Below are 14,819 nucleotides of genomic sequence, written 5' to 3'. Positions count from 1 at the left end.
TCTGTAATCCCCATCTCCTCACAGTATTCTTCATCAGCTGCTAATTCTTCACAGTGATGATCTGCAATGCAAAGTTCATTTTTAATTGTGTCCTAGAGAAAACGCAGGAGCCTTCGGATGATTCATAAATCATCATTTTTCTAATTCCACTTATCATTTCCTTAAGTAATGCATTTTTCTCATTTATAGCCCTCTTTAGCGGAATAACACTTGTAGTTTCTATAGCTGGATAAGTTCGTGTTGAACTAACTAATTCACAGTGTTAGAATATATTCTTTATTATGCGAAACATCATTCTTGGAATAAAAATTATGATATTCCATATCAATTCAAATAATATTGAATCTCGAATCTCAATTATAATGTCTTTAAAAAATCCGTCCTGACGCTTCTTTTGTTCTTTTTTCATCTTCTATCTCCTAGTAACTCATCCCTTAGATGCCCATAGTGCAACCGCAGTTTGATGCAATGACCACCGTTTTTTGAAGAAGGATGAATCCTTATTTAAATACCTTGTCTATTTCATCCCTGTCGTAATTTAATATCCAGTGATTGAATTTGTTATAAATATCCCGTATGGGCTCAGGAAATGCAGCAAGCAAATCACAACCCCTGTCATCATAAACATAAAAAATGGTTTTTCTTTTGATATTTAAAAAATATATCATATGAAAAATACTTGGTTGAATACCTAAATCTTGATTGCATATTGCTTTTAACAATGGAATGTATTTAATATCAGATGCTTTACATTTAAGAGTAAATCTATGTGTTTTATACTTTCCATCTTCATTGTCTTCTGGAGATATAAAAGGTATCTCTATATGCTTTAATTTATATAGGACTGATTTTTCAAATACATATGGAGAAAAAAGCCTACCTTTGTGCTTATAGGTTATTCCAACTCCAAAATCATTCACATCCATAACAACCAAAATTTCTTCGTCTGGTGAATGTAATGAATTAAATAAAGTTATAGCCCTTTTTATAAACCCCTTTTAAATAAGGAAAGTTTTCGCAATCATATTCTCTATTCCTCTCCACCCCTAATCCGAACCGTATACCTATTTCCCAGTTATAAAATAAAGGTGGTCGAAGATTTAGGTTAGGAAAATTATCATTCAAATAGTTATTTAAAAACACATCCGCACCTCGTTTGTTTCTTTCATTTTACCATTCTTATTCCACGATCCTGCCCGTTTGTTGAATAAGAACCAATTATATATTTCACCATAAAATACAAGTAGTTAGTTTTTTTATCCAGTTAGAACAATCTTTTAGAAAACAGCCTTAAATAAAGAAGATAAAAAGTCGAATCCTTCACACTCCTGCCCATTTGTTAGTACCAATTATTTCAAATCGATATGACTAACACAATCGTTTTTCATTAAAAAGACACTTATCTTTAAATCAGATAAGCGCCTTGATTGTTAAATATATTAAAATAAACTTGCTGTATAGATATTGCATAAACAACAAGCTTCTTTTTAGATGAATACATTCTATTAATCCTTTACAAAAGTATCCGTGAATTCATTTACGTAATCGGATATTTTCTTATACCGCGTCCAATGGAGATAATGGTGTCCTTCTAAAATAACGAGTTTATTTATAGCTACATTTCTTAATTGCGATTGATAAAAAGTTTTATTTGATCGGCCTTCTTTATTTCCTTCATTTTTATCCGCAGTAAAGATCATGACAGGCAAATGCGCAGGAAATGACATATCTTTCGTTTTTTCTATATTATTATTTATTTCATTTCCCTCATCCACTACATTTCGATTATAGCCTTTCCAAGCAGAAATGATTTTGGTCATCTTTAGATTCTCATTAGAATAACTTCCTTCATTTGCTATTGGAAGGAATTCATCAGAGGTGATAGTTAATGCAAATCTTACAATTCCAGTCGGGGCAGCAAAGCTCATATACTTTGGCAATGTTGGTGCAGACTCTGCAAAATATTCTAAAGCCTTCGGCAATGTAAAATCAATCCCTATAATAGCTTTAATTTCATCTGGATATTTATTAGCATAATACATGCTATAGATTCCGGAAACAGAGTGAGGCATTAATATGTATGGCCCTTCTATGTTTGACTTTTTTAGAGCTGTTCTTACTTCTTCAACTATGTTTTCCACTGTTCGTTCCTTATTTGTTAAATCACTCCAGCCATATCCAAAAGGTTCTACGACTACAATTTTATTGTACTTAGCCATCTCATTAATCAAAGGTTCAAAATCCATCACTGGTGCAGCCGTGCCCAAACCGTTTAATAAGAGAATTGTATTTCGACCATCACCCTTTGTATAGACATGCATGTTGTTTCCATCCACTTCAACTAATTTTCCTAATGCTTGGTATTTTTTTTGTTCATATATAGTCATAACATTATGAAAAATGATCCAAATAAGAAGGACTGCTACTATAATTAATAAAATATTTCTCGTAATACTCTTTATTTTTGTTTTCATATATTCACCACTTCCTATATAAACTCTATGGATATAAACGCTATATTCGATTCTAAATGACGGATTTTCTTCTTTAGGTATGACCAATCCTCCTTTTACCTTTTCATGTCTATCTTAGGCAATAAAGGTTAAAGTCAGGTAAGAGGAAAGTTTAAATTTCATTTAAAAAAGGTGTATGGTGAAAGGACATTATATAAGTCCTTTCACATACACCTTACTAGTCTTTCTTTATTTTTAATCATTGGTAGTGCTCAATTTGTCCTCATACCGTCCAGATTCATCCCCTACATATTGTGTGGAGGAAAAGAATGTTTAAACACAAAGTGAACTTGCACGATGTGGCACTGTAATGTAATAACTGTACTGGAGGGTTTGGCCTATTTACGTTTTTTATCGATTATGCAAGTTTTTTTTACATCGTTGATTTATCAACGTTTTTGGCTTTCTTCAGAAGCCTTTCCCGCTTATTTTTTTAGAAGGATAAATTCTTTATCAACAGGAAGTTGTAAGCTGGATACCATTTTGTTAACGGCACTAAACAGAGCTTTTACAGAAGAGGTCATAATATCAGCGTCAATCCCGCAGCCCCAATATACAACACCATCCATATCGGTAATCCCTACATAAGATACAGCGTTTGATCCTGAGCCTATTTCTTGCGCATGCTCTTTATAAACTAAATCTTTATAATAGATACCCAATTGGGTTTGAAGAACGTTGCTGATAGCGTCTAGTCTTCCATTCCCCACACCGTTAAATTCATGTACTTCATTCTTCATCCGGATCGATACAATTGTTTCGTAATGATCATTTTGAGTAAATTTGTAATTGATAAACTCGACAGGGGTATTAATATTCACATATTCGTTGATAAAAATGTCATAGATTTCATTCGGCATAAGCTCCTTGTGCTTTCGATCCGAAACATTTTTAACACTATATCCGAAGCTCTCACGCATTTCGGCAGGCAGATCAAGTCCATACTTTTGCTGAAGCACATAGCCGATTCCACCCTTACCGGATTGGCTGTTAATACGGATGATATCTCCTTCATATTTTCTGCCAATATCCATCGGATCAATCAATAGATACGGGACGGTCCAATACTGACATTCTTTTTCTTCACGCCATTTCATCCCTTTGGCAATGGCATCTTGATGGGAGCCTGAAAATGCAGTAAAGACGAGTTCACCGCCATATGGGTGTCTTTCGTGAACCTTCATTTTTGTCAATTCTTCATACATGGAAATAATTTTAGGGATATTTTCAAAATTCAGCTTAGGATCCACTCCGTGTGAAAACATATTTAATGCTAGCGTTACAATGTCTACGTTGCCTGTTCTTTCTCCATTTCCAAACAATGTTCCTTCAACTCTCTCCGCTCCGGCAAGCATTCCAAGCTCTGCATCTGCAACCCCGGTTCCTCTGTCATTGTGTGGGTGAAGTGACAGGATCACATTGTCCCGGTAGTTCAGATGATCACTCATATACTCAATTTGACTTGCATAAACGTGAGGCATGGAGATTGATACCGTAGCTGGGAGGTTGATAATCACCTTGTTTTTGACTGTCGGTTTCCATATATCAAGTACCCGGTTGCAGATATCAAGTGCGAACTCCACTTCTGTACCCGTGAAACTTTCCGGGGAATACTGAAACTGGAAATCTCCCTCGGTTTCATCAGCATATTTCTTAAGCATCTTTGCTCCGGTTACAGCTATGTCAATAATTTCTTCTTCAGATTTTTTGAATACTTGCTCACGCTGTGCCACTGATGTGGAATTGTACAGGTGCACCACTGCTTTATTCACACCTTTTAGCGCTTCAAATGTTTTTCTTATAATGTGTTCTCTTGACTGTGTTAGCACTTGAATAGTCACATCATCCGGAATTAAATCTTGTTCAATCAATCTGCGTAAAAAAGCGAATTCTGTTTCCGATGCAGCGGGAAAGCCCACTTCTATTTCCTTGAAACCTACTTGCAAAAGCAATTGAAAATATTCTAACTTCTCCTCCAGACTCATAGGGACGACCAAAGCCTGATTTCCATCTCGAAGATCTACACTACACCACGTAGGAGATTCCGTAATATACTCCCTCTCTGTCCATTTCAAGCTTTTCACTGGGGGCATAAAGTAACCTCTAGAATATTTTTCGATATTCATTCAGACTCCACCTTTTTGTTAATTTATTTGAAAATAAAAAAGCCTATCATCTCATAAGAGACGACAGGCTTTGCCTACGTGGTACCACTCTAATTGATTCATTTAAAAAAACTAAACGAACCCGCTTAAGGACTTTATTACGGCGGTCAACCGTTAAGACCTACATATCGGCCTTACCACTCCTGGGCGAGTTGGGGGATTTATTGACTGTCTTTCACCAGCCGACAGTTCTCTTAACAATAAATATTCCTTAATACTCCCGTTCATAGTGTTTCAGTTAATTAATTTATTTGATTTATCTGATTTTTCTAATCTTATAATGAATTTTAATAATAATCAAGCCATAATTTTTAATTTTGCTCAATTAAAAAACCAGCTTCGCAAATAACAAAGCCAGGTTATGTTACAACTACACTTTCCATCTCACACAGATAATTTCAGTTATGTGTCTACGAACAGTGCTGTCACCGATGGTGTTTTCTTTTTTGGAAACGATTACAAAATTGTTGAGGAAAGTGCAGGGCTCATTAGCTATTCTGCAATTTCCGTTTTAATATTATCCCCAATAATATCCCCAAAACTTTCGCTTGTGCTGAATACATAATTCCTACAGTCACAAGGAATGCGTATAAGTACATTTCTTCACAATGTCACACCGATTTTAATATAAATATCCTGTTTTGTTTGGAAGTGTTATTCCATTAAACTGCCCGCTGTTAGTTATTTAAGTGCCTACATTGATGAACATATTCTTTTTGCTATTTCGTCTAACTCTGTCCGTGATGGATTTACCGACCAATCTGCATCAATTTTAAACGAATCTCCCTTAAATCGTGGGAATACGTGCAAATGCGAATGGAAGACTTCTTGAAAAGCTGCTTCACCATCTGCAAGAAAAAAGTTAATGCCCTCACATTTTACATCGGACTTACGAATTGCATTTGCTAACTTTTGACCAACAGTAAACATTCTGGCAGCTATCTTTTCTGGTACATCTGACAAATACACATAGTGATTTTTAGGAATGACCAGCAAGTGCCCTTGATTAATAGGTGAGATGTCCATAAAGGCAATTACATAATCGTCCTTATAAACAATACTGGAGGATATATCGCCTGAAACTATTGAACAAAAAATACAATCATTATGGAAGTTTGAAGTCATGTTTTTTCTCTCCTTAATAAAGCTACATCTAAATTAAGTTTTAAAAACATTAATTTCTCTGGATATGTCGAATATTCCTTCTTTAAAATTATGAATTCCTTATTTAAACTGCCTATTACTTTAAGTACATTACTTCACAATCTCTATTTTGTAACATAAATATCAAATTAACTTCCGAGTGTTATTCAATTATCTGGCCCGATTCCACAATATCTTACAACTACCTATACGCTAGAGAGTAATCCTTGTAATTAACGAATAAATGATCGTTCTTCTATTATCCAAGCTTCTGTTACCTCTAAAAACTTCTTAGCTGCTGGAGAAAGAGTGGTAAACGAAGTAGCAGCAATACCAATCGTTCGGTATATTTCATCACCAATGTAGACTGACAATACTTTATCCATTGAATTTGGCAGTGTCATCTCCGGTAAAACACTAACTCCTAACCCAGCTTGAACTAATGCGACTATTGCATGGTCATCACCTATTTCAAAACGGATACTAGGTTTTAATTTTCTCTCTTTAAAAAGCTTTCTTATATAGGCATCGCACCCTTTTTTGGGCATGATAAAAGGTTCTGCTGCTATCTTCTCCATCGTAATAGAGCCATCTCGACAAAGCGCATGTCCTTGAGGGAGAAGTAGAACGAATCGGTCTTTTTTTAGTATTAATACCTCATGAACATTTTTTGGTGTAACTGATATAAAACCCAAATCGACTAAACCCACATTGATCCAGTGTTCCACTTCCTCATAACCCCCTTCTAATAATTCTACTTGGATAGAAGGGTAGTTCTGTTGAAATTGTTTCAAGATTTGAGGCAGCCATTTAATGGAGACACTAGAAAAAGTACCTACTCTGATCGTACCTGTGTGTCCCCCTGTGATACTCGCTGCATCTTGTTCCATTTGTTCCTTTATGTGCATGATTTTACTTATATAACCTAACATCCGTTCTCCATTTGCAGTAATGCTTACCCCTGATCGGTTTCGTTTGATTAACATAAAACCTGATCAAAGGTTTGGAGGTAATCAACTGGCTGTATTTCAATCCTCAATACCACTTGCTACAAATGTAATGCAAAAAATAGCCCGGGAATTAAACCTATCTGAAACAGTGTTTATTTTCCCGCCTAGCGATCAGACCAAAACTAAAAAAGTACGGATCTTCACCCCGCAAATTGAGTTGCCAGTAGCAGGTCACCCAACAGTAGGAACCGCATTTCTCTTAGGACTTGAAAATTGGGTAGAGACCGTACAAGGTGTTAATGAGTGGATTTTAGAAGAAGGGGTAGGAGATATTCGCGTAACTGTTTATAAAGAGCATGATAAAATCACAAAGGCCGAAATGAGTCAGCCAATCCCGAAATTTGGAGAAGTGTATCATGATACCAAAGTCATTGCTGATCTTTTGTCATTGTCTGTTGACGAAATTGATACTAACTTGCCTATCCAAACGATTTCATCCGGTGTTCCTTTCTTATATATTCCTGTACGTTCACTAGATGCCATGAAACGTATCAACTTCCGAAATGATTTGTGGCAGCAATCTTTTTCAGCTAATAAGGATACGCAGCATATTTTCGTATTCACGCTAGAAACTGTAAATCCTAGTTCAACGGTACATGGCCGCATGTTTGCCCCTGCCATGGGAATTACTGAGGATCCCGCTACTGGTAACGCCAGTGGACCTTTAGGGGCTTATCTCATCGAACATGCACTCATTCCATTCAATGAAAATGGAACATATACCATCCGCAGCGAACAAGGTTTAGAAATGGGGCGTCCTAGTTTTGTTGATATTTCTATCAGTAAAGAAGGAAATGATTATAAACAAGTCAAAATCGGAGGAGCTTGTGTGAAAGTAGGGGAAGGAAAAATTTATATATAATTGTGTTAATGGATGCAAAGCAATTACATGAAAGTGACGCAGAAGACATACAAAAAAAGACCGAAAATTCTCTCTTTTTTCTTTAATTACTATACCTGAAATTTTTATTTGTTATTCAACAATTTGGCCCGATTGTTGATCAGAACCATTGAAACCGCCCTTTACTTCAATAAGACTTTGTTAAGCAATCGCCCCCGATTGCTTAATAAGCTTTATTTTCATTTGCTTATAAATTATTGTTTATTCCATTCCATTAAGGACAATTCATTTTGTTTCTACGGTAAATTAGTTTAACAAAAATGGCGTTAACCCTTCTTGGATTAACGCCCCCGATTGTTGAAGATCTTAACTACTCTTTCTTGTTGAACTAAGCACCCGTTAGTTCAAAGTTATTTGTCCTTTTTTAACCTTCTGGTTGTTTATTCATATAATGTTGAAGACCAATCTGAAAAGGAGTGAAATCATATGGTATTTTTTCTACCACAACGTCCAATGAGACAACAACCACAATCGCCTCCCCCGACATTCATTCCACCCAAGCCTTCTGTATCCTATGTAATTGACTGTTTATACCAAAACACATATGTTTGGCTAATAAATGGAGAACGCTTTTGGTTTTACCCAACTCGCGTCGAGTATGGTGAAGTTTCTGGATATAGATGGAACGGTGTCTTCTGGATGTTTTATGGTATTGATCCAAGATTTATTGATGCTGTTGCCTGTCCTCCAACCCCTACTCTTTACTAAATGCAAAAGCCCTTTGTGGAAATTAAGTACCACAAGGCTTTTTTACATTTATGGCCTCAACAAATAAACGGGTTCATTGAACTAATCTAGAATTCCTTTATTATGATTAATTTTTCAATCGCCTTCTTATTCCTGTTAAACTAAACTCCCTCGATAAACTAATTTCAATCTCACGAATGCTCTAGAATTCTTAGGATTTCATAGCCATATCATTAACCAGTTTCTAAGTAAGATCAGCATTACTCCTAATGGATAGGGATTTACCCCCAAAAAGTGAATACTTAGCTAGCCAATTACAGGAAGTAATTGATTAAGTATTGTTATGATTGCACTTTTGGAAGTTCACATGTCTCATGAAGGTCAACCCTCCCCTGCCTCACAGAGTCGATGCCCCTTGTGCTGCAAACGCCTTCGAATGTTGAATAAGAAATTGAATTCGAATACCTTGCTTATCGTATTAGTAATACGATTAATATCATACAGAAAACTATACTTAAGATTAAAGAAAATATCTTTTTCCACCATTTATCTTTTGAAATAGTAAATAAAACTAATGTTATTGTTACAAATAATATTTTTGAAGCGTTTATGTTCATTTTTTCAGGTAAGATGACGGCTGTTAAAAAAAGCAACAAACCCACTGCAATTGAATTTAAAATCATTCGCAAAGCCATAATAATCAACCTCTATATCTAAATTAAAATCGAAAAAGACTTTGTACCTTTTTCAACTATAAAGAGTGATCGCATTATGTAGCAATCGCCCCCGATTGTAGAATAAAGGACACGATCCACTATTTGTGAATTGCGACTTTTAATGGAATAACATAAAATTATCCTCATTCTTAAATAATCACTTTTTTATGTTCAACTAAAGCACTCGTTCGTTTAAAATTCAGTAAAAATAAATAATTACCAAGAACAATGAGAACACTGCTATTAACAGTGTCATTGTTCTTTTGTTCGTCGTCGACCTATATCAGTTTTCTGAAATATTTGAGAGGTAAACAGCCAGTTGAACGAAGGTTCCTGAAAAGCCCTCCTGAACCATTTCTTGCAACTCCTCGTAAGTTTTCATTTCCTCCTCAGTTGGGGATACAGGTGCCCCAATCATCGTAAGAATTGTTTTACCTTCATGCTCGGTGAATGTAAAAGTATTGAGAATTTCCAATGGCCAGTTGTCATTAAAAGGAGCACGTACGATGTTACCATTTTCATCAGAAAAGAAAGAGGTGTAAACGAGTTTCTCTGGAGCATTTACTTCATGATATACAAATTTGACCCACATTCCATTACCGTCAGGAGATATCTGACTGTAATGGAAGACACCATCCTGGCGAAGTTCAAACTTAGAAATATTAAAAGCCCATCCTTTTGGGCACCACCAGTTCTGCAGATGTTCTTATTCGGTAAATGCCTTAAATACAAGCTCACGAGGAGCGTTGAAACTACGGGTGATTTCGGTTTTTGTAAACATTTTATTCCTCCAATTATTGTTTTTTATTTTGTAACTCCTTCAGATAAAGTTCCAAGCTGTCGAGTTTTTCTTCCCATATTTCACGATACTGCTCCAACCAAATGTTTAATGCCTTAAAGGGTTCTGAACGAAGCTTATAAATTCGACGATTTGCTTCCGCATAAAATTCCACCACCCCTGATTTATAAAGCACACTTAGATGTTTAGATGCCAATGGCTGGCGAATCTGAAGTCGGTCTGCAATTTCTCCCACGGTGAGAGGTCCGTCTCTAAGGAGTTCAACAATCCTTAATCGATTTGGCTCGGCAAGAGCACTTAATAATGTAGTATTCATCTTTACACCACGATATATTAGAATTATATTCCTTTGATTAAAATATAAACGAACAGGAATATTCCCGTCAAGTAATATTGAAGAAAATATTTATCTCTAACTTAGTATAGCAAGGGGAGGTGAATCGGTCTTTTCTATATTTTGCGGCTCTCTTCATTATTTTAAAACGAATGAGATGTGTCTTCTTTTGTATTGTCGTTTTTCGGAGTTATAGAAGTTTATTTTCATAATGGATAAAACGACTTAGATATTGGTTATGAATGATAAAACATGTTAAACATATTCAAGTAAACATGTGATCATAAATTCTTTTAGATTTCCTATTTACAAATACATAAAAGCTTGAGGGTGATTCATATGCTTGCGTTAGGCATTCTTATCTCCATATTGATTAGTACTTTCGTTCTTATTGTCTTTCTGGACATAGTACAAGGTAATGATATATATGTATCTTGGTTTAGTCTTAAAAAAATTTTGAAAGTAGCAAGAGGTGAAGATTATTTTCTTATCTCGATTTTTATTGCTATATTTCTGCGATTATTTTGGTACCATGTACGCGGTAAGAAATAACCTCCATTGATTTTATGAAGGAACTTGTTTTATTTTTCCTTTTATAAAAACTGTAATTAATAATAGTGCCGGGATAACTATTTGAAAAGGTATATGAAGAAGATAAGGAACTTTTTTTAGCCCTTCATCTAAATGGTTTTGGTAACTAGGTGCAATGATAATTGACGATATATAAATGATTGCTCCTACAAAATAAGTAGAAAACAAACTGGGTTTTAATTTGAACAAGTTGTTCATTCCAATGACTGCACAAAAGAAAAATATTGATACTTTTATAAATGCTAAGATCACAACTAATAGAATGACAAAAGTATCTAATCGCTGGATAAATCCCGCAATATTTATATAGCTAACTGCTGTAAGGGCAGGAAATGCAGATCTTGATTGGACGTCAGTACCCAGTATGCAAATTAATAAAAGTGTGTTTAATGTTAAATACAAACCCACGAATACAACCGCCATACTTCCAACCTTTATTAATTTCGTTTGTTTATTTATATAAGGAAATATCATAGAGAGAATAATTAATTCCCCATAAGGAACCGTTATATTTAACGGTATTAATTCCTTTAGTATCGGTTTCCATCCGTCTGCAAGAATGGGTTTTACATTTTCAAAATGGATTAAATCACCTATTACATAAAAGATATTTAATATAAATAAAGTGAAAGCAACCATAATAAAACATATACAAGCTGCCCTTGTGAATACTTCTATACCTAAATTCACTGAGTAGATTAAGACAAACGTCATACAAATACCAATTGTAATAATCGAAGTATTATTGTATGGCGCACTAATTAATAATTCCTCAAAGTCTCGTAAAACTCTTGATGCGATATAAATAAAATAAATGATATAAAAGTAACCTATTATGCCTCCAATATATTTCCCCCATATCTTCCTAACATATTCCGTTAAGGGTAAATCTGGAAAACGCTTGTGGAGTTGTACATAAACTGTAAACAAGATCAACCCTGCAAAAGGTGAGATTAGAGTTACGATCCACGCATCTTGTTTTGCTCCACTGCCTAAATCTAAAAAAACCGCTGTCCCAAACATGAAAAGAACCATAATACAGAATAATTGAATGCCATCAATTTTTATTTTGGACAAAACAAATCACCTCTTTGTTATTTTGTTTCATAGGGATCCGTTAACATTCCTGAATTATATATAGAAGTATTCACATGAACATCGACACCTGCATTAGCGAATATTTTGTCCCACTCTTTTTTATGTTTTTTCCAATATTCAGGATTTTCCTTTGATAGTTTATTTCCAAACCCAAAAACATCTGATTCAGCCTCTTGTGCGAATTGAATGGTTTGTTTTATTTGGTTTATAACTTCTTTTTCCAAATCACTTTCCAATTTTTTCAGCACTTTTGTTTTACTAATATCAATATTGCAATTTGTTTCACCGATTTCACCGTTTATTGTTACGTTAACTTGTAAAGCTGGACTAGGTTTTATAACAGTTTTAATCGTACTCTTAATTCCTTTGGCTGTAAATGTAATGTGCTTATTTCCATCACAGGATATGGGAAACGACGTACTGTCTACTTCTGATAGAATTAAATGAGCAGTACGAGCCATTTCTCTATCGTACCAATTCATTAATTTATCTTTATTAAAAATCGCTAAACCATTAATTTCTATAATAGATGGTTCTATATCTTGTAAATTTTCAGTTTGGTTTCTCGATTTTAGTTCCTTATTTAATTTAATCCCAGTTAATAGAAGGTTTGTTCCTTCACTGGATAAAGCAGAAATGACTTCATATACAGGCATGACCTTTGCAACCCCATACATTTTTTGATTGTTTTCACTTGTACTAATGATGCTTTTTGTTGGATTTGACTCAATAGGTTCAATTACCCCTAAAATGTCTTCAGCAGACGAACCTCTTGCAATAAAAACCGGCATATACGTTCTTGCATTTTCCCCTCTTTCAAACGCATCAAATAATAAATTCAGTCCGTCTCTCGCCACCTCTTCACCAATAACTATTAGAGATAGATGTGAGATGTTATTTTCTCTCGGTATGATCGTAGTTGCCAAACGATATGCTTCATATATAGATTTAGCTTCTACCGAATAATTAATAACCGGTATTCCATTTGCAGCACCTGTTGAAGAGAATTGACTGGGGTTTACCACTTGATAGGTAACCCTGTAACCATTATTATTTTCCTGAGAATGATCGATTCCCATAGCAATAATCAGACCTAATTCATTTAATTCTCTATAGTTGGAACATCCAGTAAGCAACATCATACATAAAAGCATTGTGTAGATTTTCTTCATTTTTGATCCCTTCTTATATTCACTCGAGTTTCATTTGATTTATTTACCGGTGATTTCTTAAGCGCGAAAAGATTGGAAAACGAATTAAACCATCTCTTTGTCCACCTATTCTTAAAGGTGCAAAAGGAGCGAAATAAGGTACACCTAACGATCGTAAACTACATATATGCAGTAAAATACATAATGAAATTAGTAAAATTCCATAAAAACCAATAAAAGCAGAGCTGAAAATAATTATAAAACGCAGCCCTCTCGCAACATTTACAATACTTGTATTCGGAATCGTAAAGCTACTAATGGCAGAAGTGGCTACAATGATAACAATTGCAGCAGAAACAAATCCAGCCTCAACCGCTGCTTGACCTAAAATGAGTGCTCCTACAATGGAAACAGCAGGACCAATTGCTCTAGGCATACGTACTCCAGCCTCTCTTAGCACTTCAAATGCAAGTTCCATTATTATTAATTCAACGATTGCCGGAAAAGGAACCCTTTCTCTTTGGGCCATTAACGAAACCATTAATGTAGTGGGGATTAATCCATGATGGTGTGTAATTAAAGCTAAATAGATAGCAGACGCGTACATATTCACAAAAAATGAGCCAATTCGAATTAATCGTAAAAAAGAACTAAAAATATTGTTTTCATAATAATCTTCTGGTGATTGAAAAAACTGGATGAAATAGACCGGTAAAATTAAGACAAATGGTGTTCCTTGTATGAGAATAACAATTCTGCCTTCTAATAAATTCGCAACAACAGTATCCGGCCTCTCAGAATTTTGCAGAAGAGGAAAAATTGTTTTTCTGTTGTCTCGGACTACCTCTTCTATATAATTGGAATCAAGTATGCCGTCTATCTCAATCTTCTTTATCCTAGACACAGCTTCTATAACCATGTTCTTATCCGCAATTCCCTCAATATACATAATGCCAATATCCGTTTTTGTCACACTTCCTACTTTTGTACGTTCAAGCCTTAATTTAGAATTTTGAATTCGAGCACGAACTAATGAAATGTTTGTACTTATATTCTCTGTAAAGCTATCCTTCGGTCCTTTAATTACTGTTTGGGTAGTTGGTTCAGTAATAGAACGAGATTGAATTTTTTGTGTACCAACAGCTATTGCCTTTGAGCAGCCATTTATCAAAATCACTGTACATCCGGCCAAAATACGATCTAAGAGTTCAGACCAGTCTAAAATAATAGTGATGGAGGCTGCAGATATAATTTGAATGATATGATCTGCCAAGTCTTTTGTAGTATTGGCAGACTCGATTTCTTTAAGAAGTTGTATAATTGGCTTAATCACATTTTCATTCATGCTTTGTTCGTCTACGATACCTTCAATATGTATGATGGATACATTTATATTAGTGGAAAAATTGAGTTTTCTAATAGATAAATCGGCACTGTTTCCGAATTCATTTTCTAGGGTTTTGATGTTTTCATCTACATTCTCGCTTATTGGAATAATATTATTATTTTTTCGGAACACGATAAATCCCCTTTAGATGAAATGCCATACATGTTAGAACATTATTATGTTTCCCGGAATAATCTTAATTATGATTTAGATTTTAAGAGGAGAGGGATTACGAATATTTTTGAGATAAGTCATAGAAATTTAAATTTCCACCTGATTTTCACACTTGAGGGTACTCCATATGTGCCTGAGAGCTGTATAAAA

11 protein-coding genes, 1 pseudogene and 1 other annotated feature are annotated in these 14,819 nt (G+C 34.8%); of the genes and pseudogenes, 2 read left to right on the top strand and 10 right to left on the bottom strand.

Annotation, left to right across the window (positions count from 1 at the left end; genetic code table 11):
• Positions 1-500: 500 nt before the first annotated feature.
• The 5 genes and pseudogenes from QLQ22_RS11720 to QLQ22_RS11700 form a co-directional block, all read right to left on the bottom strand.
• A pseudogene (locus tag QLQ22_RS11720) lies at positions 501-1,125 on the bottom strand (DUF3885 domain-containing protein).
• 380 nt (positions 1,126-1,505) lie between these two features.
• A complete protein-coding gene (locus tag QLQ22_RS11715; RefSeq protein WP_284016657.1) occupies positions 1,506-2,474 on the bottom strand; it encodes an alpha/beta fold hydrolase in 969 nt (322 codons plus the stop codon).
• Positions 2,475-2,938: 464 nt separating this feature from the next.
• The gene (locus QLQ22_RS11710; RefSeq protein ID WP_223442618.1) at positions 2,939-4,639 is read right to left on the bottom strand and encodes a 2-isopropylmalate synthase; all 1,701 of its coding nucleotides are present in this window, start codon (positions 4,637-4,639) and stop codon (positions 2,939-2,941) included.
• 53 nt (positions 4,640-4,692) lie between these two features.
• Positions 4,693-4,915 (bottom strand) — a binding site (T-box leader).
• A 456-nt stretch (positions 4,916-5,371) separates the two neighbouring features.
• Positions 5,372-5,803 carry an HIT family protein gene (locus QLQ22_RS11705; RefSeq protein ID WP_223442617.1) on the bottom strand — a complete coding sequence of 144 codons (432 nt, stop codon included), beginning with the start codon at positions 5,801-5,803 and terminating at the stop codon, positions 5,372-5,374.
• Positions 5,804-6,054: 251 nt separating this feature from the next.
• Entirely contained in the window at positions 6,055-6,753 is a 699-nt protein-coding gene (locus tag QLQ22_RS11700) for a LysR family transcriptional regulator substrate-binding protein (protein ID WP_284016656.1), read from the bottom strand.
• A 43-nt stretch (positions 6,754-6,796) separates the two neighbouring features.
• On the opposite strand from QLQ22_RS11700, the gene QLQ22_RS11695 reads away from it, so the two are divergent.
• A complete protein-coding gene (locus QLQ22_RS11695) occupies positions 6,797-7,693 on the top strand; it encodes a PhzF family phenazine biosynthesis protein (protein ID WP_284016655.1) in 897 nt (298 codons plus the stop codon).
• Positions 7,694-9,418: 1,725 nt separating this feature from the next.
• Here QLQ22_RS11695 and QLQ22_RS11690 read toward each other — a convergent pair.
• A complete protein-coding gene (locus tag QLQ22_RS11690; protein ID WP_349654977.1) occupies positions 9,419-9,835 on the bottom strand; it encodes an SRPBCC family protein in 417 nt (138 codons plus the stop codon).
• A gap of 94 nt (positions 9,836-9,929) precedes the next feature.
• Positions 9,930-10,250, bottom strand: coding sequence for an ArsR/SmtB family transcription factor (locus QLQ22_RS11685; RefSeq protein WP_148359539.1), 321 nt, complete (start codon positions 10,248-10,250; stop codon positions 9,930-9,932).
• Between the two features lie 357 nt (positions 10,251-10,607).
• Here QLQ22_RS11685 and QLQ22_RS25245 point away from each other — a divergent pair, with 357 nt between their 5' ends.
• Entirely contained in the window at positions 10,608-10,820 is a 213-nt protein-coding gene (locus tag QLQ22_RS25245) for a YczF family membrane protein (RefSeq protein WP_476703494.1), read from the top strand.
• Positions 10,821-10,832: 12 nt separating this feature from the next.
• Here QLQ22_RS25245 and QLQ22_RS11680 read toward each other — a convergent pair whose 3' ends face one another.
• Genes QLQ22_RS11680 through QLQ22_RS11670 form a run of 3 tightly spaced genes read right to left on the bottom strand, consistent with a single transcriptional unit; the run spans position 10,833 to position 14,627 of the window.
• On the bottom strand, positions 10,833-11,936 hold the full coding sequence (locus QLQ22_RS11680; protein ID WP_252208646.1) for a GerAB/ArcD/ProY family transporter: 1,104 nt from the start codon (positions 11,934-11,936) through the stop codon (positions 10,833-10,835).
• Positions 11,937-11,953: 17 nt separating this feature from the next.
• Positions 11,954-13,129: a Ger(x)C family spore germination protein gene (locus QLQ22_RS11675; RefSeq protein WP_252208645.1), complete on the bottom strand. Its 1,176-nt coding sequence runs from the start codon at positions 13,127-13,129 to the stop codon at positions 11,954-11,956.
• Positions 13,130-13,172: 43 nt separating this feature from the next.
• Positions 13,173-14,627, bottom strand: a complete 1,455-nt coding sequence (locus tag QLQ22_RS11670) for a spore germination protein (protein ID WP_223442609.1) — start codon at positions 14,625-14,627, stop codon at positions 13,173-13,175.
• Positions 14,628-14,819: the final 192 nt, after the last annotated feature.

This window comes from Metabacillus hrfriensis (assembly GCF_030127205.1).
Lineage (GTDB): Bacteria > Bacillota > Bacilli > Bacillales > Bacillaceae > Bacillus_P > Bacillus_P dongyingensis.
This window is presented reverse-complemented; position numbering and strand designations above follow the sequence as displayed.

Coding starts and splice junctions, on each gene's coding strand:
- QLQ22_RS11715 (WP_284016657.1), bottom strand. CDS start 2,474: ATGAAAACAAAAATAAAGAGTATTACGAGAAATATTTTATTAATTATA.
- QLQ22_RS11710 (WP_223442618.1), bottom strand. CDS start 4,639: ATGAATATCGAAAAATATTCTAGAGGTTACTTTATGCCCCCAGTGAAA.
- QLQ22_RS11705 (WP_223442617.1), bottom strand. CDS start 5,803: ATGACTTCAAACTTCCATAATGATTGTATTTTTTGTTCAATAGTTTCA.
- QLQ22_RS11700 (WP_284016656.1), bottom strand. CDS start 6,753: ATGTTAGGTTATATAAGTAAAATCATGCACATAAAGGAACAAATGGAA.
- QLQ22_RS11685 (WP_148359539.1), bottom strand. CDS start 10,250: ATGAATACTACATTATTAAGTGCTCTTGCCGAGCCAAATCGATTAAGG.
- QLQ22_RS25245 (WP_476703494.1), top strand. CDS start 10,608: ATGCTTGCGTTAGGCATTCTTATCTCCATATTGATTAGTACTTTCGTT.
- QLQ22_RS11675 (WP_252208645.1), bottom strand. CDS start 13,129: ATGAAGAAAATCTACACAATGCTTTTATGTATGATGTTGCTTACTGGA.